This window comes from Marinomonas sp. FW-1 (assembly GCF_005222245.1).
Classification (GTDB): domain Bacteria; phylum Pseudomonadota; class Gammaproteobacteria; order Pseudomonadales; family Marinomonadaceae; genus Marinomonas; species Marinomonas alcarazii.
The window spans coordinates 2,383,517-2,408,063 of sequence record NZ_CP025987.1; the positions used below are offsets into that span (position 1 = coordinate 2,383,517).

Sequence of the window (24,547 nt, forward strand, 5' to 3'; positions counted from 1 at the left end):
AATGAAATAGGCCGATTTCACAGCCTATTTCATTTGTACTGTCTTTTAAGTGCTAAAGCTTATAAATTCTTCGCTAGTAATCGGTAACTATCTAAGCGATCCGCTTGACTATGTGTGACGGTCACTAGAGAGATCTCATCGACCTTGAATTCACTTGCTAGGTGGTTCATTTCAGCCCAACATTGCTCTGGTGTACCTACCGTATAACTGGCCTCAATATGATCAAACATAGCTTGATGAGAAGCGGGCATGGCATGATATCTATCTCGCACTTGAGCTGGTGTTAAAAAGTCTTCCCGCACACCTATTTGAGTTGCAAATTTACGATACACGGCGGTGCCTGCTCGAAGTTTTGCTTCCTCTTCTGTTTCTGCACAAATACAAGCAATGGCCAACATCCTTTGTAATGCTCGCTCATGCCCTGCCTGTTGCCAGGCTTTCTGATGAGCGTCAAAAATACGTGGATGACAGTTTTCAGAATCAATAAATCGCGCCAAAGCCAAATGATAGCCTAATTGCCCAGCCAACTCTGCACTGCCACCACTTGATCCTAGCATCCATAAATCTGGTACGTCGCGCACCTCAGGCATCACATGTATCGTGCTGAAAGGATGCCCACTCTTAAAAGAGCCATGAATAAAACTTTCTAGTAAATCCGCTTGTTCTGCATAAAACTGACCATTAGAGGCCTTATTAGGAAAAGCTAAAGCGGCCGATGTTATAGCGGAACCGCCAGGAGCACGCCCAACACCAAGATCTATACGACCTGGAAAAAGTGAAGCCAGCATAGAAAAACACTCAGCCACTTTTAACGGACTGTAATTAGACAGCATCACGCCACCGCTACCGATCTTCATTCGCTGCGTGATACTGGCTAAATGCGCGACTAAAATTTCTGGGCAAGGATTTGCAAAGTGCACACTGTCATGATGTTCGGCTACCCAGTAACGGTGATAATTCAACTCATCACATAATTTTGCTAACTCGACCGTCAACCTAGGCGCATCTTTTTTACTATGAGACCCGTGGACGGGCGTTTGGTCAACAACGGACAACTTTATCTTCATAGGTTACTCTCATTAATTATAAAACTACTTAACATGTTAACCTATTTACTTTGCGCTATTAAGGCTTGATAATGATTAATACAAGCAAAAGTATTAACGTAAACCTTCTCTCACGACACTTTACTTATATAGGTGATATTCATGTTAAAGGATATGTCTCTTCTTAAATCTCGTTGTTTGGTTAATGGCGAGTGGATTGAAGCAAAAGGAAAGACCACTCACCCTGTTACTAACCCAGCAACAGGTGAAACCATTGTTGAGATCCCTCACCTTTCACCTGAAGAGATTCCCGCGGTGATCGAAGCGTCCAAGGTCGCACAAAAAAAATGGGCAGCCTTACCTGCCAAAGAACGTTCTGCCGTTTTGCGTCGTTGGTTTGAGCTAATGATTGAGAACACAGATGACTTGGCTCTATTAATGACATCAGAACAAGGCAAGCCACTTACTGAAGCAAAAGGCGAAATTGCCTACGCTGCCTCTTTTATTGAATGGTTCGCAGAAGAAGCCAAACGCATCTACGGTGATACGATTCCAGCACCACGAGCAGACCAAAGGTTAACGGTTATTCGTCAACCTATCGGTGTTACCGCAGCCATTACACCTTGGAACTTCCCCGCGGCCATGATCACACGCAAAGCGGCTCCGGCTTTAGCAGCAGGTTGTTCTATGATAGTTCGCCCTGCAGATCTAACACCTCTGACGGCTTTAGCTCTGGCGGAATTGGCCCAGCGTGCCGGTATTCCTGCGGGTGTTTTTCAAGTTGTCACAGGTTCTGCCAGCAAAATTGGTAAGGTCCTGACAGACAGCCATGTTGTAAGCAAACTGTCTTTTACTGGCTCCACTGAAGTTGGTCGATTGTTGATGGCACAATGTGCTGACACCATCAAAAAAGTATCTTTGGAGCTTGGCGGCAACGCCCCCTTCATTGTTTTTGACGATGCTGATATTGATAAAGCCGTTGAGGGCGCAATGGCCTCTAAATACCGCAATGCTGGACAAACTTGCGTTTGTGCAAACCGAATTCTAGTGCAACGTAGTATTTATGACGAATTTGCTGCCAAACTGACCGAAAAAGTCAAAGCTCTAAAAGTCGGAAATGGCACCGAAGCAGGTACTGAAATTGGGCCTATGATCGAAGAAAAGGCCATTTTGAAAGTAGAAGAACACATCAAAGATGCCGTTAGCAAAGGCGCCACCTTAGTCCACGGTGGTGACCGTTTAGGTGGGCTATTTATCACACCCGCTATTCTAACGGGCGTTACCCCTGAAATGAACGTTGCACAAGAAGAAACCTTTGGCCCTCTGGCTCCTCTTTTCCCGTTCGATACAGAAGAAGAAGCTATTGAAATGGCAAATGACACTATCTTTGGCCTAGCCGCATACTTCTTTACTCGTGACCATGCTCGCATGATTCGAGTATCAGAAGCCTTGGAATATGGCATGGTGGGTCACAACACCGGTTTAATCTCTAATGAAGTGGCGCCGTTTGGGGGTGTGAAGCAGTCGGGTCTTGGCCGTGAAGGTTCTAAGTACGGTATCGAGGACTATTTAGAAATGAAATATATCTGTAGCTCAATAGGGTAATATTTCGTCATGTATTTTACGGTAGGCGCTTTGCTATGAAGTGCCTACCGTCGCTTTTGCACTAGATTAGATACTCTTTTACAACAGTAAAATACTCGACAAAAGCTAAACTTATATTACCGTACAGACTAAGGCTTAATAAATTTAACAAATAGCAATATCCGTTTTTAGCAAAATGAGATAACCCGCTTCTTGTCAGGTACATGCTTTGCATCAATCCCGTTAAGAAGTTCAAATAAAAATTATTCAGGGTGAAAAACATGCTCCATAATAGTGCTTTTGAAATTCAACCTCACTCACCTCTTTCATTTAAAGAGACCGTTGATATTGAAGAACATGCAGGGAATATGTCCGGATGGGACGTTCGTTACGACCAAATATCCGCAGGGCAATTTGCAGGAAGCATTACAGAGCTCAACTTAGCCGGCATGCAGCTAATCAGAGACAAGTCTAACCAGGCGATCATAAAAAATGGTGCGTCAGTACCTGATACCATTATGTTTACGCTCCCTTTGGCTCCCGTCATTGAAAACCTATATTGCGAAGGACATGTCTTCAACCCATCCAATTTACTGGTGTCTAACTGGCAAAACCTTCCTGAAATTAAAACGCCAGCAAACCTAGATGTAATTTGTATTAATGCCGAAAAGCAGCTTTTACAAAACGCTCTTGATCGACAAAATATCATTCTGGATATATCGGATACCGCCCATTGTTATGGGCTAGATAAAATAGGCAATCAGGATGAACTACTGACTCTATTGAAAACCGTGATGACACCGAATAACACTCAAGCGCTGTTAGAGCACGAAGCAATTCGAAAAGGGATTAGAGATACGTTATTACAGAGCTTGCTTGAGCTCGTTAACGAAGAAGAAGTCCAATATTTAACCTCGTTAGCTCGAAAACGTATTGTCGATAAAGCAAGAGACTATGTCTTGGCCAATATCAATGATGCCCCTTCTATTGTTGATTTATGCAACAACGTGGGTGCAAGCCGCAGAAAACTGCAATATTGCTTTCAGGAAACATTAGGCATCAATCCTGTCACCTACCTAAGAACCATTCGGCTAAATTCCGTGCATCGCGAGTTATTAATGCAAGATAGCACCAAACAAGTGCAAAACATTGCCGCAAAATGGGGTTTTTTGCACTTAAGCCGCTTTGCAAATGACTACAGACAATTATTTGGAGAGCTTCCGTCGGACACCCTTAAACGAAATCAAGAGTAAGTTTGCCAATTTCGGATAACACATTTTTTGCACCGTTATGTAGTCTGAGAAGACAAAATAATTACATATAGGGAACAAAAAAATGAAAATACTTAAAAGCAAACTACTATTAGCAACAATGGGCGGCGCTACTTTATTCACTTTACCAAACTTGGCATTCGCAACGGAAAACGGTGCGCCAACGACAGCAATGGGAGTATATGATTTTGGCGCGGGCTTTATGCCTCCAGCAACGGATGTTGGTACCTTTGGTTTACGTACTGCCTACTACAGCTCCAACTCTAACAGAAATGCCTCTGGTAATGATAACGGTACAGACTTTTCATTAGACGTGCTAAGTCTTGGTATCGCTTACATCAAAATGACCAACCACGAAGTGTTCGGAGCCAAATATGGTTTTAGTACGGTGGTTCCTTTCTTTAGTATGGACGCATCGCTAAAAGTACCCGTCGCTTCCATCGATCGAAGCGCAGACGTAACAAAACAGGCAGACCTACAAGTTACACCATTAATCCTACAATGGAACTTGTCGCCAAACTTGGCTATGAACGCACAATTCCAGATTCAGGCTCCAACGGGCGACTATGATAAAGATCGCTTGGTTTCTCCGGGCCTAAATCATTGGGCTTTCTCTCCTATTTATAATGTTACCTACATTTCAGACAGCGGTTTTGAAGTATCCTCAAGCTTTGAGCTCGACATCAATACCAAAAACTCAGATACAGACTATAAAAACGGCATCGAATATCGTCACGAATTCGCCGTCGGAAAACACATCAATGAGTGGACTTTAGGTTTAGGTGGTTACTACTACCGACAGCTAACGGATGACAAAACGTATTCTGGCTATACAGGCCAAGCAATAGTCGATGGTAACCGTGCAGAAACCTTAGCCGCTGGACCTGCAATATCCTACTTTAAACCTGGTTTACCAATGGTTTCTTTCCATGCTTATAAAGAATTTAAAACGTCTAACCGAGCACAAGGTTACAACCTAGCTTTACGTGTTTCACAATCATTCTAAGAGGTAATTGCTATGTCTATTGATAATTCATTACCGAAAAAAGCATCCGGAAGCAAAGAAGGTCTCATCCTTGTATTGGGAAGCAGTCTTACTATTATGGGCTCAGTCATGGTTGCTCCGATGATCCCAAAAATAGCAGCGGAATTTGGGTCAACAACACCGGATGCGGCCACTCTGGTCCCACTAGCCATTGCAGGCCCTGCATTAGCAATTGCTATTTGCGCACCGTTAGCAGGCTGGTTAGCAGATAGAGCAGGTCGTAAGAAGTTACTTATTATAGCGACTTTCTTATACGCACTATTTGGTTTTGTGCCCGCAATATTAGGCGACTTAAATAGCATTGTCGTATCTCGACTGCTCTTCGGCTGTGCTGAGGCTGCCATTATGACGTGTTGTACCACGTTAATTGCCGACTATTGGCATGGTGAAGAAAGGATGAAGTTTGTCAATTTCCAAGTTATAGCAATAGGGTTAATTGGCTCCTTGTTCTTTGTTATTGGTGGCGTTCTTGGTGAAGAATCGTGGAGAACTCCTTTTTATCTTTATCTTCTGCCATTATTACTCATCCCATTTATGCTCAAAGTGCTTTGGGAACCCAGTGAGAAATCGGAAGAAATCAATAAAGCCGTTGCCTCCGCGCCGATGGAAAAAGTAGCAATACTTCCGCTAATTATCGGCTACTTAATGATACTTGGCGGTATGGTGCTAAATTTTGTGGTGCCGATTCAAGCGCCTACATTACTGGTTGAAATGGGTATCACATCTACTACTCAAATTGGCATGTCAGCTGGATTAGGACTTTTAGCGACTTTAGTTGGCTCTATTATGTGGCCATTATTACGTCGCGTATTTGGTCTTAATCTATGCAATGCCATATTACTCACTTTACTGGCCATTGGCTTATGGATGCTGTCATCAGCATCCACATACAAAGAAGTGCTTTTTGCCGTAACAATCCATGGTATTGGTGCAGGTTTGATGGTACCAAACGTGATGGCAGCAGTGATGAATTTGTTGCCTCTATCTGTTCGTGGCCGTGGTTTAGGCGGTTTTACTTCTTGTTTGTACTTAGGTCAATTTATAAGCCCAATTGTGATTGGCATTATTATTTCAACTGGAACAGACCTGCATGGTGCGATTTATAACCTTGCTAAAGTCAGCCTTGTCGTCGCAGCACTTTGGGTCATCGCCGCCCTTTTTCTAAGCAGCAAGACCCCAACGCCAGAATCTGAAAGCTCTTTACCTTAACGAAAAACCTTAACTGGGCAACACTCTGTTGCCCCTTTTTTAAGTGGATATTTTTATGAAAGACATACACAACCTAGTCGACACCCATGATGGTATAGGACTTGCTGAATTCATCAAAAAAGGCGAGATCAAGTCCACTGAACTATTAGAGTGCTGCATTGAGCGTGCAGAAAAAGTGAATCCAGAAATTAATGCCATTGCAGAAAAGCTCTATGACTCTGCAAGAAAAGCAACGCCATCCGACGGCCTATTCTCTGGTGTACCAACGTTTGTCAAAGACTTGTTTGCACCTGTAGCGGAAGCCCGCATGACCAATGGCTCACACGCACTTGGTGATGCTCGTCCAGGCATGGATGATAATCTTGTTAGTCGCCTACGCAAAACAGGCTGTACGTTTATTGGTACAAGTACGGCTCCTGAATTTGGGGCATCTTATACGACGGAATCTACTCGCTTTGGCCCAACCCGTAACCCATGGAATACAGATTACAGCTGTGGCGGGTCAAGTGGTGGTTCAGCCGCACTGGTCGCCGCTCGTGTTGTGCCCTTTACTCATGCCAATGACGGCGGTGGATCTATTCGAGTGCCGTCCTCCTGTTGTGGTCTTTTTGGTATGAAACCAAGCCGTGGCCGTATGCCAAATGGCCCTTTAGTGGGCGAAGGTTGGGGAGGGTTCGGAACCGCTCATGCCATCTCTCTTTCGGTAAGAGACAGTGCAGCCTTGATGGATCTTACTGCTGGCATGGATCTCGGTGCTCCTTATGCTTCACCAGGTCAATCCATTTCATTTCTTGATGCAACCAAAACACCAGTTCGACCACTGCGTATCGCCTTGGTAGAAAGTATGAACCCATGGCCAAGTTCACCTGAGTCATTGGCCGCTGTTAGGCATGCCGCAAAACTGTGTGAAAGCCTAGGACACAAGGTTACTCAAACTGTCTTACCTGTCGATTTGTATCAGTTCTTTGATCAGTGTTTCGATATCATTGGCACTAATACCAAAAACTATGTGGAACTTTTAGGGCAAATGCGTGGCACACCTGTTTCATTAGAAGAGTTGCAAGTTCACACACGCATAATGATTCGTGAAAAAGGTGACATAGGTGCGATTCAATACGTTAGAGCCATTGAGTCCATGCATGCGTTAGGGCGTACTTTCGCTAATTACATGACGGACTATGATGTCATTTTGACACCAACACTTGCTAAACCACCGGTACTCATTGGCACGCTGGACGTGATGGATGAGAGCAAGTCTGCTGATGATATGATTCAGAATTATCACAGCTATTCGCCTTACACGTGCCTTTTCAATGCCACAGGACAACCGGCTATGTCAGTGCCACTTTATTGGACGGAACATGGCTTACCAATTGGTGCTCACTTTGCAGGACGGTTTGGCGATGAAGAAACCCTTTTCTCTCTTGCTGCACAACTTGAAGCTGCACAACCTTGGTTTAATAACCGACCAAAATTAAACGCTTGTTTATAACTGCCTTTTTCGATTCTTGATTCACCTCCCTTTAAACCCCGAATAGTTTGTTCGGGGTATTTTTTTGGCTGTAGCTTGCTCCTTTGGTTTACACCTACTTTGCCTTGTGGTGTCCCTTTAATAACCATTGCTATGGCATTATCGATAGACAAAATAAAAGGCTGCTCCATTCTTCACAAAGCAACCTTTTCATTAGCCAACTACCGAAGCATTTCAGTAACGTTTATTTGACATTCTGACCCACTAAGCAAGCTTACTAGGGCGTGTTTGATATTGATCAGCCCAAGCTAAAAACTGATTAGATTGATTGATAGCACGCTCAATCAAATCCCCTGCCAGCTCTTTTGCGGTTTGAGTTTCTTGTCGGCTACGAATCCAGCCAAGGTAAGTAAAGCCACGCAACACTAAGAACAGATCAAGTAACGCGAGCTCTTCTTCCGGTAGGTCGCGCTTAGAACGATACCCTTCAATCGCGGCAGCCTTTATGACGTCATAATGTGGTTCTGTTTGCTTAAAATATAAAGCCGTGGCCAACTCAAACATGTACCAACCAAACCCTGCATCATCAAAATCAATCGGGCGTATTTTCCCACCCTCTATCATTATGTTATGAGGATCAAAGTCCGCATGTATCAAACCATAGTTATCAGGCGTTTTTTCAATGCCTTGTAACATCTCAGTGGCTTTAGTTTTGGCTTTTTCTATTTTATCTTTTTGCTCCGAAGTCAGTAGTTCTAACTCCCAAAAGCGCCCCCAGAACGGCGCTTCGCCAACCAAGCCTTCGAGATCCCAAGAGTGACGTTTGAACCCTTCAGGCAAAGTCCAAGTTGAAGACTGATTATGCAACTGAGCGGCAATCTCACCAATTGTGTGATACATCGCACGACTCTCTTCAGCGGTTAACAACACGCCTTCATCAGCCCCAAGAGACGTCCCATCAACCCAACCAAACAGGTCAACATACACATCTTCATTGGTTTCAGGAATAATCACCTTGGTCATCAATTCCCCTGCGTTCGTTCTTATCACCTCAGGCGTTTCAATACCAAAATCAGACAATGCACTCATCCACTGAAGTTCGGAATGCAATGCCGCATAATCATGGTAACCAGGACGATGAATACGCAGTGCAAAGCGCTCTCCCTCTTTCGTTGTCAATTTATATACAGCGTTCTCGCGAAATTTAATCAGGTCTAAAGTAGAACCTTCCAGCCCCCAATGTGACATTGACGCTTCGGCGGCCGCTGTTAACTGTGCTAAACGGGGATCGATTTGAGTTGTCATATTTATACCTCTTCTGAAACAGCAGTGAACGCCTTAGCAAGAGCGTTTAACAGAATGTCTGCGTGCTCAGGTTTAAATGGCATTGGGGGGCGGATTTTTAAAACAGAGTCATCAGGTCCAATCGTACTAATCAACACGCCATGATGACGCATCAAATTAACAATCTGCTTAGCTTGTTTTTTTGCTGGCGTTTTTAATGTTTTGTCTAGAACCAACTCCACACCAAAGAACATACCTCGGCTTCGCACATCACCGATTAAGTCAAACTCTTGTTGCAAATTAAGTAGACCTTCAGTGACGTATTGCCCTGTCGTGACGGCATTTTCTAATAAGTTATCTTCTTCCAGTGCATCTAAAACAGCGTTACCAACGGCACAGGCAACCGGTGTTCCGCCAAACGTATTAAAATACATAGCGTGTTTGGTGAAGGCATTTACGTTGTCTAAATTAGACACGATACCCGCCAAAGGAAAGCCGTTACCCATTGGTTTACCCATGGTGACAATATCTGGCACCACGTCATACCACTGATGCGCCCACATGTGCTTGCCAGTACGACCAAAGCCAGCTTGAACTTCATCAAAGATCACATAGCCGCCCGCAGCACGTACCAAAGCTGCGGCTTCTTCAAGAAACCCTTCTGGAATATTTAACAAGCCTTCGTTGGCAAAGTCTGGACACACCAACATACCAGCCACACCAAGCCCCTCTTCTTGAAAGGCATTAATCGCGACTTCAATGTGTTTAAGATAAGCGTCTTTTAACGCTTCTGGTGGGACATTTGGAAGACCCCGATAGGTATCTGGAATAGGAAAGGAACGCACACGCTTTGTCGTTTGTGCCTCGGGCATAAAGCCTGTACCCAATTCACCAACTGCTTCGGTATTTCCATGATAAGCGGCATCAGTCACTATAATGCCTTGCGAGCCAGACAAGAATCGCGCCATACGCAATGCCAGCTCATTTGCTTCGCTGCCCGTACATGTCAGCATCGCGGCATTTAGAGGTTCTGCAAACGTAGAAGTCAATCGCTCAAGGTAATTAACAATATTTTCATGTAAATACCGAGTATGAATATTGAGGGTACTGGCTTGTTGAGTGATAGCATTAACCACTCTTGAATTACAATGCCCGACATGTGGCACATTGTTATAGCAGTCTAAGAACTTGTTGCCGTCCGTATCGTATAACCAAACCCCTTCGCCACGAGCAAGATGAATCGGTTGCTCATAAAATAATGGCGAGTACTTACCAATAGTGTTGAAGCGTCGTTGTAATAACAACTCTGTTTGACTTTCCATTGTAGCACCTACAAAAAACCGTAAAATAGAAGCTACATTCTAGTACTACTCAACCAATGAGAGTATCAACCAGATGGTTGACACGAACAGGAGTAGAATCAAACCAATGAACTATAATTAAATAATTTGGTGGTAACAGTTTGCAGGGCAACCAATTTCCTAGTTTATTTCAGGCCAAGAGCCTTGAACTGATCAACGACCTTATTCCGGTGAGCGGGTCTGTGTTTTTCTTGGTACAGCCAGATATGAAACACCAAGGCACCTACCTATCAAACGCCCCCTCTGATATTGAAAAAGCCTACAACGCTACTTATTTTGCGATTGACCCGCTTCACCCAAGCCTCTTCAAACACTCCAACGAAAGAATTGTCACGCTAAGCGCTCAGATCTCAACCGAACGTTTAATGAATCACCGTTACTACCTTGAGTTTATGCAGAAATACCAACACAGATACGTCTTAGATATGTTTTTTCGTAACTCACGAAATGACATTATTGCCGTCATTAGCTTATTAAGGACTCAGTCTCAGAACGACTTTACCCAACAAGAAATAAAACTAATGCACTCTATTCATTCTTTCATGGAATACAGTTTAAACTCGGTTTACCTTCCAAAACGAGAGCAAGAACGTACTGACTTACAAAGCCGATATAGCCTAACGGACAGAGAATTAGATGTTTTGGAAATGCTGATTTCAGGTGCAAGCAACAAAGAAATAGCCAAACACATAGAAATGGGGTTAGCGACTCTTAAAACCCATTTAAACCATATTTTCAAAAAAACGGCGGTGCAATCTAGAACCGAGCTAACAGCAAAAATCATGTCGGAACTACAGAAATAAGGTAATTAAAGTCATATAAAACAATAAAATAGGTGGAATTAGTGTGAGATAAAAGAAAAGCTAAGCCACAACAAGAAAATCATTGCTGCTTAAGAATAAATGTTTTGAATTTAATGTAAGAAAGTATTTCTTACTAAAGAAATGGATTAAACAAATTTTAAATGGTTGCGGGAGCAGGATTCGAACCTACGACCTTCGGGTTATGAGCCCGACGAGCTACCAGACTGCTCCATCCCGCGACAGATTAAACTATTTAGATAGTTTATATGCAGATATGAAAGATAAAAACATAGCCAAACATTAATGCATTTGGTTGCGGGAGCCCTTTTTTTATTTAAAAAGTGAACCAACGACCTTTTTCAAAATGGTTGCGGGAGCCGGATTCGAACCAACGACCTTCGGGTTATGAGCCCGACGAGCTACCAGACTGCTCCATCCCGCGCCATGCTAAACGATAAATTTCGCTTAGATTTTATCTTTTTCACTTAAGAAATTGGTGACTAAATTAATGGTTGCGGGAGCCTTTTCTTAATTAAAAAGTGAACCAACGACCTTTTCAAAATGGTTGCGGGAGCCTTTTCTTAATTAAAAAGTGAACCAACGACCTTTTCAAAATGGTTGCGGGAGCCGGATTCGAACCAACGACCTTCGGGTTATGAGCCCGACGAGCTACCAGACTGCTCCATCCCGCGACAAATTAATTCTTTTAAGAATCACTAACAATTTCATTCGATTAGCCTTTATTTTACATACAGTTTCTAAACTAATAACTATTACATAAAATGGTTGCGGGAGCCGGATTCGAACCAACGACCTTCGGGTTATGAGCCCGACGAGCTACCAGACTGCTCCATCCCGCGACTAATCTTCGCTAACAACAATCATTCATCAATGATTGTTGGCTAAGCAATTTTGCTCAACCCTTGCCAACGAGGTGCGTATTATAGGTAGATTTATCTAAGAGTCAAGGCCACATGAGAATATATCTACGAATAGTTGAAATAATACATTTCCACCTCATTATTTAACTCAGATAAAAAACACGGCCAACCTATCGCTAGCCAGAGAATTACTTGTATCCTCCGCTACCAGAAGGTAAAAGTTAGCCATCTCATATTTTCTACCAACAGGTTAGGAGACAAACATGCCCAGTAACATTGAAGCCATTCTTAAAAAATCCACAATACCTAGCAAAGACGATGCGCTTCCAGGCAGAAGCACACCCTTGTCAATATCAGGCATACACGCAGTCAACAACGAACCCTTTATCCGTGCAGAAAACCCTAACGAATCTGAAATCATTTTAGGCATGGGTTGTTTTTGGGGAGCTGAGCGCAAGCTATGGAATACGCCTGGTGTTATCGTGACTTCAGTTGGCTATGCCGGTGGCTATACACCCAACCCGACCTACGAAGAAGTTTGCTCAGGACAAACAGGCCACAGCGAAGTCGTTCAGGTTGTTTTTGATACCTCTGTTATCTCACTAGAAGGCGTGCTTAAGGTTTTCTGGGAAAATCATGACCCAACCCAAGGTATGCGCCAAGGCAACGACGTAGGCAGCCAATATCGCTCTGTTATCTATACAACCAAGGATAAAGATATGCCGATTGTTGAAGCCAGCAAAGCAGCATTTCAAAAAGAACTACTCAGCGCAGGCCACGGCATGATCACCACAGAGATTGAACCACTCGATACCTACTACTTCGCTGAAGAATATCACCAACAGTATCTTCACAAGAATCCTAATGGATATTGCGGACTAGCTGGAACGGGCGTGAGCTGCCCTATCGGCTTAAGCGTATAGTTTTTAAGTAATTGGAATCATCACTTTCTAAACTGAATAAGTGACAGAAACGAAAAGGCCGAATCGCAAAACGATTCGGCCTTTTTAGTGGTCTCTATGTAAGAGCAAGTTTAGCCATCAATATTGATGTTGTACTCTTGGTCGTTGTAGATGACTTTAATGGAATCTGCAGTTGTAACACCATCAACGCCATTTGAGTCGAATTTAGAATCAGAGCCAAAATTCACAGCCTTCTCGCCATCAATCTTCATCTCCCCACCCTTAATTTCTACATGAGCATTTAGATAAGCCGTTACAGCATCTTCGTCGGCGCTATTCACGTCTTCTGGCAAAGTCAGCAAATCACTAATATCCAACGCATCTTCTTTAGCATTGAAATCAGTAATGGTATCGACGCTATCATTGGTCAAAATAAACAAGTCTTTACCAGCACCGCCAGTCATAACATCTTGCCCAGGTCCGCCGATTAAAACATCATCTCCATCACCGCCATACAAGGTGTCATTACCAGTCCCTCCGAATAAGATATCATTCCCTTTGCCGCCATATAAGGAGTCATTACCTGAACCACCATCTAATAAGTCATCTCCCTGCTCATCGACCCATTGATAACCACCTGAAAGCAATCCTGTACTCACATACTTATATGAATAACCAACTAAGGTATCGTTCCCTGCACCACCTTCAAGCCAATCATTACCTTCGCCACCGATAAGCAGATCATCACCACCCAGGCCAAGAATATGATCATTCCCCTTATTGCCGTTTATCGTATCGTTAGAACTGCCTCCTTCAATTGTTCCAGAGTTATCTGTGTCACCAAGACCTAATATTGAACCAATTAAACCAGATGAATTACCATCACTGAAACTACCCTGAACCTTATCGTAGTCTTCACCACCGGCATTCGCTTTTATTGAAGCTATTCGGTCATCCAAGGTTGCTGACACATTTTCAAAGAACGTCTGGTCTACAGAAGTATTTGTGATGTAATCATTATTGTTGGAAGCGGATCCAGAAACAGGTATTGCAGGGCTACCCAAGGTATGGAAGATTCCATCACTACCAGCAAGCTCTACCTGTAACTGATAATCACCACCTTGATCCCAATAGATAATCTCTAAGGAATGGAGACTTTCTTCTGTCACAGTAAAGGTAAAGGTATTAGTTGTGGAAGACTGGTTACCATTTACCGATGCAACGACATCACCACCGATCTTAATCTGATAACCATCGTCCGCTGTTACACGAATCGTATAAGTATCCGCGCCTAGCAATACGCCACCAGTTAATCTTATGACCGCATCATTTGTAGAAGCTTCACTATAAAATTTTACAGAATCTGCATCTTTACCTAACCATTTTTCAAGGTTACCTGCTGCGCCTAAGTCCCCTCTCCCTCGAGAGTAATCAACAGAACTAGAGTTAAAGGTTGCGTTCGCCTCTGAAGTCGCAATAACACTTAGCGCATTAGATATGGAATCCAGATTACCGTATAAACCTCCAGACTCATTATAGTTATAGAACTCACCTTTTAGTGTAGGCATAGATGACCAGTCAGAACCGATGACATCAACTGTTAACGTTCGTGTCACACTGTCGCCATCTGCATCTGTAACGACATACGTAAAGCTGTCTTGAACAATCTGTCCACTTTGTACAGTTAGCTTAGCAACATCGCTGACTTGATAACTGTAATTCCCATCCTCATCAACAGTCAAAGTGCCGTACTTACCTGTCAGCTTACTTTCATTCCATTGAACACTTCCAAAGCCATCCGCCCCCATATCAACGGCGACTGACCCAGTAATAACGTCAGAGATATCTGTATCACTTTTATCGATACTAGCAATTAAAGAATAACTTTCAGTATAAGTACCATTAGAATCAGATGGTTCTGGCGTCACAACAACATCAGAAATAATCCCTGTCGCTGCATCACGGAAGCCATCAAGACTAACAATATAGCTTTCACCGTTAACTTCAACTTCAACCTGTTTAGTAATAAGGGTTACAGAATCACCATCCACATGGTACTTATCATTTAAAGTTTCATCATGATTAATAAGTACTTCTACCGTAATAGGTACTGTCACACCATGAATACTCACTGTGGTATTCACTACAGCCTTAACACTAGTTAATGATGATTCGTTGGTATAAACACCACTATTAACATGGGTTAAATTGAATAATGTAAAAGCTTCTCCAGACTCAACTGTTACAGCTCCTGCTCCCGATATAGCATAAGAAGATACGGATGTATCACTAGAGCTAGATTTGCCCCACTCTATTTTGCCGCTAGATACATTAGTATGAACTGTCGTTCCATCATTATATGGAGAAGTAAATACAGGGTTTGCAAAAGAAACACTCGTGCTACCGATTAAAATGGTTTCAGCTTCACGTCCAACACTGACGGCCAAATTGCTGTCTGCAGGCGTATCATCTTCAAACTTAAGATGCGTTCCAAGATCCACTTCTGTAGTAGCAATATCAGTGTCAGCCGTATTACCGTCAGCATCTGTCGCCGTTATTACTAACTTAATACCTAAGTCTTCCAACGAGAGAATGTCATCTGATTTAGAGCCTTCGGGATGAGAAATAGCTTCGTATTGAATCATAGAAACCTTACCATCACCGTCAACGGTAACTTGGAATACTTTTACGCCACTTTCAGTTAAGCCAAGTAATTTACCGCCATTCAAAGACAAGGAAATTGCCTCCCCCGTACCTGATGCTATGAGCCCAGTGTTAATAGAAGAATCATCAAGCTTGATTTCGTACGTCACATCGCCGCGACCATCAGAACCAAAATTAAAAGAAAGTGCTTGAGAAAAATCTATGGTAGAAAAAGACCGATCTGAATTCAGAAGATCGGAATCATTCGTCAATACCTCCAAACCATCAAGAACATTCGCATCAAGAGTAATAATTGGAGCGGTATCCACATCGATAAATTCAGTGGTATCAGAACCAACCGCACTGTCACCTCCAAGGGTTTCTGTGGATGTAGCTTTGGCTTCAATAGTGAAATCCACAACATTCTGCGACACAGTAATCGTCAAGCCTAAGTCTTTAATATCTTGACCTGTAGGGTTATCAATAACCCAATCACCATTAGCCAGTTTATAAGCCCCCCCTCCTTGAATAGTTGCATCATCAGGTACGCCCGACAAGGTGACAGCGCTCAATGTTTCACTACCATCTCTATCTGTTAACAAGACACTCAAATCTAATTCATAGGTCTCTCTACCACTAGATTCTGTAATGGTAAATTGGTTTTGATACGAGGAACCATCACCAAAAATAATGCCGCCAATATTGTTAAAGTTAGTAGTGAATTCGCCATTGGCATCTTTGATTGAGCCATAGAAATTACTTTGGCCATTATTAACATTGACCCCTCCAGTAATCACATAATCACTTTGAGAGCCTGATAAATAGAGATAATCCAGACCGCCGCCGCCATTAATATTATGTAAATGTTGCCCGTTGATGACGACATCATCTAATTGCCCATTTACAACAATCACGCTTCTTTCGCTGCTATTGTCATTAAGATTGCCTGAAGAATTGTAATTAGGATCAGTAATATTAATGACCGTCGTACCACCGCTAGCTGAAACAACATCATCTGACACAGTTATTTCAATTTGACCATCGCTTATAGTAGTAATAGACGCTGTACTGCTGAGGAGATCACCAATATTAATGAACACATCAGGCGCATCAGCAATCGGAGCAACACCTAGCGCAGTCTCGCTCACTTGAGTTGATACATTACCCGCCGCATCCGTGATTTGAGCTGTGATCGTTTCTTCTGGATCAATTTCAACTGCAACTTCACCGGCCTCAATTTCAGCTGCCGTCAAGGTGTGTACTTCACCGTTAATAGTCAACGTATCTTTAGCCGCATCGAAGTCATCTGGCAAGCTGATCGTCGCGGTCACTGTGCCATTTTCACCAAGCTCTTCTTTACTATAAACACCATCTTCGTTGGCATCCGCAGCTATGCTAATTGTGGGTGCTTTTACATCAGTATCTACTGTATAAACACCGTCTGCGCTATCGCTTATAGCTGTGAATTCATTACCCGCAGCATCGCTGCCAGTTACTTTCGCTACAATTGTACGTGCGCTATCCGCTGCCAAATCACTTCCTGCAACACCAATGCTATACACTAAGTTTCCACTTTCATCAGCAATAACCTTGCCAGTATAAGTTTCACCGTTCACTGTTAGCGTCACCACATCATTGACAGCAGCGTCGCCGCCAACAGTGCCTGTAATCGTCACAACACCATCTGATTCTTGTGCATTTAACACACCGTCACTAGCGATTGTATCAATAGTGATCATTGCACTAGCGGTTGTATCCAACGTCACAGTTAACGGATCCGATGTCGAACTGTTACCCGCTGAATCCGTTACTTTCACAGTTAAATCATTTAGTCCCTCTGACAACTGACCTTCGGAAGCAGTGAACAACCAAATACCAAGAACTTTCGTGGCATCACCCAACTTAGTTGTGCCATTAAACACTTCAACACTGGTCACATCGTTATCAATATTCCCAAATGTAAAAGAAGGTGTTTTATCATTCGTTAAATTATCGCTGTCTGACTCCCCTGAATCACTACCAGCGCCCAAGCTAATAGTGGGCGTACCTATCTGGATGTCGACCGTATGAATAGAAGTCGCTTTGCTCTCGACTGTGTTTCCAGCCGCGTCTGAAGACATCACGACAACCTCGAACTCGGTGTCCGCCGCAAGGTCTGCACCCGCAACATTCACTGTCCAGTTGCCATCCGCATCTACCGTCGTGCTGTAGCCTTCACCATTGATCGTCATAGTCACAACATCGCCTTCTGCGATATCGCCACCTGTCGCCGTACCTGTCACGGTCACTGTGCCTGCCGCTTCAGTCGCGTTGATCACGTCATCTTCCGTGATACTCGCTACCATCACCGTACCAGCATCTGCTGCAGTATCTATGATGACACTATCTGAACCAGGCTCTGAGGTATTTCCAGCAAAATCCGTTATAGTTGCTGTGACGGTAAGAGTTTGCCCCTCTTCAGGAGTTGGAACACTTGTTAATACCTCACCTTTAGAAATATGCTCTGGAGTTAAAACAATAATAGATCCATTTACCGACAACGTATCACCAACAACAGCGTTAGTACCTGTGAGAGAAATGGTAATATCAATTTCGCCACTAAGCTCATTTGCATTAATAAATCCATTATCATCAAGATCACTCGTTATCAGAACAACAGGTGCATTTGGAGCCTCAGCATCAACAGCATAATTAGGATTTTCAAACACAAGTTTGCCGTCAACAGACTTATAAACAACAGAAGAAACGTCAACAGTATTTCCTGCAGCATCAGACGCTAGGACTTTTACGCCAATCAGTTTTGTCTCAACATTAGTAGGATTGATTTGATCGTTATTTAGTAAATCTGCACCAGAAACAGAAACAGAGAAACTACCATCTAGCGGATTAATATCCGTTACAGCGTAATCCTTACCATTGATGACCAAAATAAAGCTCTCTATATTAATAGCAGCATCATCACTATAGTCGCCAGTATCAATCACACCAGTTACAAGTATTTCCCCCTGACTTTCCACCAAATTAACAATATCGTCTGAAGTAATGTCATCCAAAGCAATATAAACACTGACCGTTGTATCGACCGTATGAGTTGAAGTCGCTTTGCTCTCGACTGTGTTTCCAGCCGCGTCTGAAGACGTCACGACAACCTCGAACTCGGTGTCCGCCGCAAGGTCTGCACCCGCAACATTCACTGTCCAGTTGCCATCCGCATCTACCGTCGTGCTGTAGTCTTCACCATTGATCGTCATGGTCACAACATCGCCTTCTGCGATATCGCCACCCGTCGCCGTACCTGTCACCGCGATGGTCTCGCCGCTTTCATTCGCGTTGATCACGTCATCTGCCGTGATGTTCGCTACCGTCACCGTACCCGCATCCGCTTCCAGATCGACCGTATGAGTTGAAGTCGCTTTGCTCTCGACTGTGTTTCCAGCCGCGTCTGAAGACGTCACGACAACCTCGAACTCGGTGTCCGCCGCAAGGTCTGCACCCGCAACATTCACTGTCCAGTTGCCATCCGCATCTACCGTCGTGCTGTAGTCTTCACCATTGATCGTCATGGTCACAACATCGCCTTCTGCGATATCGCCACCCGTCGCCGTACCTGTCACCGCGATGGTCTCGCCGCTTTCATTCGCGTTGATCACGTCATCTGCCGTGATGTTCGCTACCGTCACCGTACCCGCATCCGCTTCCAGATCGACCGTATGAGTTGAAGTCGCTTTGCTCTCGACTGTGTTTCCAGCCGCGTCTGAAGACGTCACGACAACCTCGAACTCGGTGTCCGCCGCAAGGTCTGCACCCGCAACATTCACTGTCCAGTTGCCATCCGCATCTACCGTCGTGCTGTAGTCTTCACCATTGATCGTCATGGTCACAACATCGCCTTCTGCGATATCGCCACCCGTCGCCGTACCTGTCACCGCGATGGTCTCGCCGCTTTCATTCGCGTTGATCACGTCATCTGCCGTGATGTTCGCTACCGTCACCGTACCCGCATCCGCTTCCAGATCGACCGTATGAGTTGAAGTCGCTTTGCTCTCGACTGTGTTTCCAGCCGCGTCTGAAGACGTCACGACAACCTCGAACTCGGTGTCCGCCGCAAGGTCTGCACCCGCAACATTCACTGTCCAGTTGCCATCCGCATCTACCGTCGTGCTGTAGTCTTCACCATTGATCGTCATGGTCACAACATCGCCTTCTGCGATATCGCCACCCGTCGCCGTACCTGTCACCGCGATGGTCTCGCCGCTTTCATTCGCGTTGATCACGTCATCTGCCGTGATGTTCGCTACCGTCACCGTACCCGCATCCGCTTCCAGATCGACCGTATGAGTTGAAGTCGCTTTGCTCTCGACTGTGTTTCCAGCCGCGTCTGAAGACGTCACGACAACCTCGAACTCGGTGTCCGCCGCAAGGTCTGCACCCGCAACATTCACTGTCCAGTTGCCATCCGCATCTACCGTCGTGCTGTAGTCTTCACCATTGATCGTCATGGTCACAACATCGCCTTCTGCGATATCGCCACCCGTCGCCGTACCTGTCACCGCGATGGTCTCGCCGCTTTCATTCGCGTTGATCACGTCATCTGCCGTGATGTTCGCTACCGTCACCGTACCCGCATCCGCTTCCAGATCGACCGTATGAGTTGAAGTCGCTTTGCTCTCGACTGTGTTTCCAGCCGCGTCTGAAGACGTCACGACAACCTCGAACTCGGTGTCCGCCGCAAGGTCTGCACCCGCAACATTCACTGTCCAGTTGCCATCCGCATCTACCGTCGTGCTGTAGTCTTCACCATTGATCGTCATGGTCACAACATCGCCTTCTGCGATATCGCCACCCGTCGCCGTACCTGTCACCGCGATGGTCTCGCCGCTTTCATTCGCGTTGATCACGTCATCTGCCGTGATGTTCGCTACCGTCACCGTACCCGCATCCGCTTCCAGATCGACCGTATGAGTTGAAGTCGCTTTGCTCTCGACTGTGTTTCCAGCCGCGTCTGAAGACGTCACGACAACCTCGAACTCGGTGTCCGCCGCAAGGTCTGCACCCGCAACATTCACTGTCCAGTTGCCATCCGCATCTACCGTCGTGCTGTAGTCTTCACCATTGATCGTCATGGTCACAACATCGCCTTCTGCGATATCGCCACCCGTCGCCGTACCTGTCACCGCGATGGTCTCGCCGCTTTCATTCGCGTTGATCACGTCATCTGCCGTGATGTTCGCTACCGTCACCGTACCCGCATCCGCTTCCAGATCGACCGTATGAGTTGAAGTCGCTTTGCTCTCGACTGTGTTTCCAGCCGCGTCTGAAGACGTCACGACAACCTCGAACTCGGTGTCCGCCGCAAGGTCTGCACCCGCAACATTCACTGTCCAGTTGCCATCCGCATCTACCGTCGTGCTGTAGTCTTCACCATTGATCGTCATGGTCACAACATCGCCTTCTGCGATATCGCCACCCGTCGCCGTACCTGTCACCGCGATGGTCTCGCCGCTTTCATTCGCGTTGATCACGTCATCTGCCGTGATGTTCGCTACCGTCACCGTACCCGCATCCGCTTCCAGATCGACCGTATGAGTTGAAGTCGCTTTGCTCTCGACTGTGTTTCCAGCCGCGTCTGAAGACGTCACGACAACCTCGAACTCGGTGTCCGCCGCAAGGTCTGCACCCGCAACATTCACTGTCCAGTTGCCATCCGCATCTACCGTCGTGCTGTAGTCTTCACCATTGATCGTCATGGTCACAACATCGCCTTCTGCGATATCGCCACCCGTCGCCGTACCTGTCACCGCGATGGTCTCGCCGCTTTCATTCGCGTTGATCACGTCATCTGCCGTGATGTTCGCTACCGTCACCGTACCCGCATCCGCTTCCAGATCGACCGTATGAGTTGAAGTCGCTTTGCTCTCGACTGTGTTTCCAGCCGCGTCTGAAGACGTCACGACAACCTCGAACTCGGTGTCCGCCGCAAGGTCTGCACCCGCAACATTCACTGTCCAGTTGCCATCCGCATCTACCGTCGTGCTGTAGTCTTCACCATTGATCGTCATGGTCACAACATCGCCTTCTGCGATATCGCCACCCGTCGCCGTACCTGTCACCGCGATGGTCTCGCCGCTTTCATTCGCGTTGATCACGTCATCTGCCGTGATGTTCGCTACCGTCACCGTACCCGCATCCGCTTCCAGATCGACCGTATGAGTTGAAGTCGCTTTGCTCTCGACTGTGTTTCCAGCCGCGTCTGAAGACGTCACGACAACCTCGAACTCGGTGTCCGCCGCAAGGTCTGCACCCGCAACATTCACTGTCCAGTTGCCATCCGCATCTACCGTCGTGCTGTAGTCTTCACCATTGATCGTCATGGTCACAACATCGCCTTCTGCGATATCGCCACCCGTCGCCGTACCTGTCACCGCGATGGTCTCGCCGCTTTCATTCGCGTTGATCACGTCATCTGCCGTGATGTTCGCTACCGTCACCGTACCCGCATCCGCTTCCAGATCGACCGTATGAGTTGAAGTCGCTTTGCTCTCGACTGTGTTTCCAGCCGCGTCTGAAGACGTCACGACAACCTCGAACTCGGTGTCCGCCGCAAGGTCTGCACCCGCAACATTCACTGTCCAGTTGCCATCCGCATCTACCGTCGTGCTGTAGTCTTCACCATTGATCGTCATGGTCACAACATCGCCTTCTGCGATATCGCCACCCGTCGCCGTACCTGTCACCGCGATGGTCTCGCCGCTTTCATTCGCGTTGATCACGTCATCTGCCGTGATGTTCGCTACCGTCACCGTACCCGCATCCGCTTCCAGATCGACCGTATGAGTTGAAGTCGCTTTGCTCTCGACTGTGTTTCCAGCCGCGTCTGAAGACGTCACGACAACCTCGAACTCGGTGTCCGCCGCAAGGTCTGCACCCGCAACATTCACTGTCCAGTTGCCATCCGCATCTACCGTCGTGCTGTAGTCTTCACCATTGATCGTCATGGTCACAACATCGCCTTCTGCGATATCGCCACCCGTCGCCGTACCTGTCACCGCGATGGTCTCGCCGCTTTCATTCGCGTTGATCACGTCATCTGCCGTGATGTTCGCTACCGTCACCGTACCCGCATCCGCTTCCAGATCGACCGTATGAGTTGAAGTCGCTTTGCTCTCGACTGTGTTTCCAGCCGCGTCTGAAGACGTCACGACAACCTCGAACTCGGTGTCCGCCGCAAGGTCTGCACCCGCAACATTCACTGTCCAGTTGCCATCCGCATCTACCGTCGTGCTGTAGTCTTCACCATTGATCGTCATGGTCACAACATCGCCTTCTGCGATATCGCCACCCGTCGCCGTACCTGTCACCGCGATGGTCTCGCCGCTTTCATTCGCGTTGATCACGTCATCTGCCGTGATGTTCGCTACCGTCACCGTACCCGCATCCGCTTCCAGATCGACCGTATGAGTTGAAGTCGCTTTGCTCTCGACTGTGTTTCCAGCCGCGTCTGAAGACGTCACGACAACCTCGAACTCGGTGTCCGCCGCAAGGTCTGCACCCGCAACATTCACTGTCCAGTTGCCATCCGCATCTACCGTCGTGCTGTAGTCTTCACCATTGATCGTCATGGTCACAACATCGCCTTCTGCGATATCGCCACCCGTCGCCGTACCTGTCACCGCGATGGTCTCGCCGCTTTCATTCGCGTTGATCACGTCATCTGCCGTGATGTTCGCTACCGTCACCGTACCCGCATCCGCTTCCAGATCGACCGTATGAGTTGAAGTCGCTTTGCTCTCGACTGTGTTTCCAGCCGCGTCTGAAGACGTCACGACAACCTCGAACTCGGTGTCCGCCGCAAGGTCTGCACCCGCAACATTCACTGTCCAGTTGCCATCCGCATCTACCGTCGTGCTGTAGTCTTCACCATTGATCGTCATGGTCACAACATCGCCTTCTGCGATATCGCCACCCGTCGCCGTACCTGTCACCGCGATGGTCTCGCCGCTTTCATTCGCGTTGATCACGTCATCTGCCGTGATGTTCGCTACCGTCACCGTACCCGCATCCGCTTCCAGATCGACCGTATGAGTTGAAGTCGCTTTGCTCTCGACTGTGTTTCCAGCCGCGTCTGAAGACGTCACGACAACCTCGAACTCGGTGTCCGCCGCAAGGTCTGCACCCGCAACATTCACTGTCCAGTTGCCATCCGCATCTACCGTCGTGCTGTAGTCTTCACCATTGATCGTCATGGTCACAACATCGCCTTCTGCGATATCGCCACCCGTCGCCGTACCTGTCACCGCGATGGTCTCGCCGCTTTCATTCGCGTTGATCACGTCATCTGCCGTGATGTTCGCTACCGTCACCGTACCCGCATCCGCTTCCAGATCGACCGTATGAGTTGAAGTCGCTTTGCTCTCGACTGTGTTTCCAGCCGCGTCTGAAGACGTCACGACAACCTCGAACTCGGTGTCCGCCGCAAGGTCTGCACCCGCAACATTCACTGTCCAGTTGCCATCCGCATCTACCGTCGTGCTGTAGTCTTCACCATTGATCGTCATGGTCACAACATCGCCTTCTGCGATATCGCCACCCGTCGCCGTACCTGTCACCGCGATGGTCTCGCCGCTTTCATTCGCGTTGATCACGTCATCTGCCGTGATGTTCGCTACCGTCACCGTACCCGCATCCGCTTCCAGATCGACCGTATGAGTTGAAGTCGCTTTGCTCTCGACTGTGTTTCCAGCCGCGTCTGAAGACGTCACGACAACCTCGAACTCGGTGTCCGCCGCAAGGTCTGCACCCGCAACATTCACTGTCCAGTTGCATCCGCATCTACCGTCGTGCTGTAGTCTTCACCATTGATCGTCATGGTCACAACATCGCCTTCTGCGATATCGCCACCCGTCGCCGTACCTGTCACCGCGATGTCTCGCCGCTTCATCCGTGACACGTCATCTGCCGTGATGCGCTACCGTCACCGTACCCCATCCGCTTCCAGATCGACCGTATGAGTGAAGTCGCTTGCTCTCGACTGTGTTCCAGCCGCGTCG

Annotated in this window: 12 protein-coding genes and 4 tRNA genes; 7 read left to right on the forward strand and 9 right to left on the reverse strand. The window is 46.5% G+C overall.

All coding sequences use genetic code 11. The features are described from left to right. Positions 1–59: 59 nt before the first annotated feature. Positions 60–1,067 carry an MsnO8 family LLM class oxidoreductase gene (locus C1X04_RS11195; protein WP_137169958.1) on the reverse strand — a complete coding sequence of 336 codons (1,008 nt, stop codon included), beginning with the start codon at positions 1,065–1,067 and terminating at the stop codon, positions 60–62. A gap of 141 nt (positions 1,068–1,208) precedes the next feature. Here C1X04_RS11195 and C1X04_RS11200 point away from each other — a divergent pair, with 141 nt between their 5' ends. The 5 genes from C1X04_RS11200 to C1X04_RS11220 all read left to right on the forward strand — a co-directional run bounded on the left by C1X04_RS11200 (position 1,209) and on the right by C1X04_RS11220 (position 7,647). Beyond that, entirely contained in the window at positions 1,209–2,651 is a 1,443-nt protein-coding gene (locus tag C1X04_RS11200; RefSeq protein WP_217494967.1) for an NAD-dependent succinate-semialdehyde dehydrogenase, read from the forward strand. Positions 2,652–2,911: 260 nt separating this feature from the next. Further along, positions 2,912–3,883 carry a helix-turn-helix domain-containing protein gene (locus tag C1X04_RS11205; RefSeq protein ID WP_137169959.1) on the forward strand — a complete coding sequence of 324 codons (972 nt, stop codon included), beginning with the start codon at positions 2,912–2,914 and terminating at the stop codon, positions 3,881–3,883. A gap of 82 nt (positions 3,884–3,965) precedes the next feature. After that, positions 3,966–4,907, forward strand: coding sequence for a transporter (locus C1X04_RS11210; RefSeq protein WP_137169960.1), 942 nt, complete (start codon positions 3,966–3,968; stop codon positions 4,905–4,907). A 12-nt stretch (positions 4,908–4,919) separates the two neighbouring features. Beyond that, on the forward strand, positions 4,920–6,155 hold the full coding sequence (locus tag C1X04_RS11215; RefSeq protein WP_137169961.1) for an MFS transporter: 1,236 nt from the start codon (positions 4,920–4,922) through the stop codon (positions 6,153–6,155). Between the two features lie 55 nt (positions 6,156–6,210). Beyond that, on the forward strand, positions 6,211–7,647 hold the full coding sequence (locus C1X04_RS11220) for an amidase (RefSeq protein WP_137169962.1): 1,437 nt from the start codon (positions 6,211–6,213) through the stop codon (positions 7,645–7,647). Positions 7,648–7,890: 243 nt separating this feature from the next. On the opposite strand, the gene C1X04_RS11225 is transcribed toward C1X04_RS11220, so the two are convergent. Both C1X04_RS11225 and C1X04_RS11230 read right to left on the reverse strand, forming a co-directional pair. Then, positions 7,891–8,931 carry a phosphotransferase enzyme family protein gene (locus C1X04_RS11225; protein ID WP_137169963.1) on the reverse strand — a complete coding sequence of 347 codons (1,041 nt, stop codon included), beginning with the start codon at positions 8,929–8,931 and terminating at the stop codon, positions 7,891–7,893. A gap of 2 nt (positions 8,932–8,933) precedes the next feature. Further along, entirely contained in the window at positions 8,934–10,232 is a 1,299-nt protein-coding gene (locus C1X04_RS11230; protein WP_137169964.1) for an aspartate aminotransferase family protein, read from the reverse strand. Positions 10,233–10,372: 140 nt separating this feature from the next. Between C1X04_RS11230 and C1X04_RS11235 the strand changes: the two genes are divergently transcribed. After that, positions 10,373–11,074 (forward strand): response regulator transcription factor, encoded by a 702-nt coding sequence (locus tag C1X04_RS11235; protein ID WP_110573335.1) that lies wholly within the window; start codon positions 10,373–10,375, stop codon positions 11,072–11,074. 162 nt (positions 11,075–11,236) lie between these two features. On the opposite strand, the gene C1X04_RS11240 is transcribed toward C1X04_RS11235, so the two are convergent. The 4 genes from C1X04_RS11240 to C1X04_RS11255 all read right to left on the reverse strand — a co-directional run bounded on the left by C1X04_RS11240 (position 11,237) and on the right by C1X04_RS11255 (position 11,934). Further along, positions 11,237–11,313, reverse strand: a tRNA-Met gene (locus tag C1X04_RS11240). A 126-nt stretch (positions 11,314–11,439) separates the two neighbouring features. Beyond that, positions 11,440–11,516, reverse strand: a tRNA-Met gene (locus C1X04_RS11245). Between the two features lie 173 nt (positions 11,517–11,689). Next, positions 11,690–11,766, reverse strand: a tRNA-Met gene (locus C1X04_RS11250). 91 nt (positions 11,767–11,857) lie between these two features. Continuing rightward, positions 11,858–11,934 (reverse strand) — tRNA-Met (locus tag C1X04_RS11255). A 284-nt stretch (positions 11,935–12,218) separates the two neighbouring features. Between C1X04_RS11255 and msrA the strand changes: the two genes are divergently transcribed. Beyond that, complete coding sequence (gene msrA, locus C1X04_RS11260) at positions 12,219–12,878, forward strand: peptide-methionine (S)-S-oxide reductase MsrA (protein ID WP_137169965.1); 660 nt, start codon at positions 12,219–12,221, stop codon at positions 12,876–12,878. Between the two features lie 110 nt (positions 12,879–12,988). Here msrA and C1X04_RS11265 read toward each other — a convergent pair whose 3' ends face one another. Together C1X04_RS11265 and C1X04_RS18785 are read right to left on the reverse strand one after the other, a co-directional pair. Continuing rightward, entirely contained in the window at positions 12,989–24,310 is an 11,322-nt protein-coding gene (locus C1X04_RS11265; RefSeq protein WP_137169966.1) for an S-layer family protein, read from the reverse strand. Next, positions 24,307–24,438 (reverse strand): hypothetical protein, encoded by a 132-nt coding sequence (locus C1X04_RS18785; RefSeq protein ID WP_302628589.1) that lies wholly within the window; start codon positions 24,436–24,438, stop codon positions 24,307–24,309. The genes C1X04_RS11265 and C1X04_RS18785 overlap by 4 nt, the downstream gene beginning before the upstream one ends. Positions 24,439–24,547: the final 109 nt, after the last annotated feature.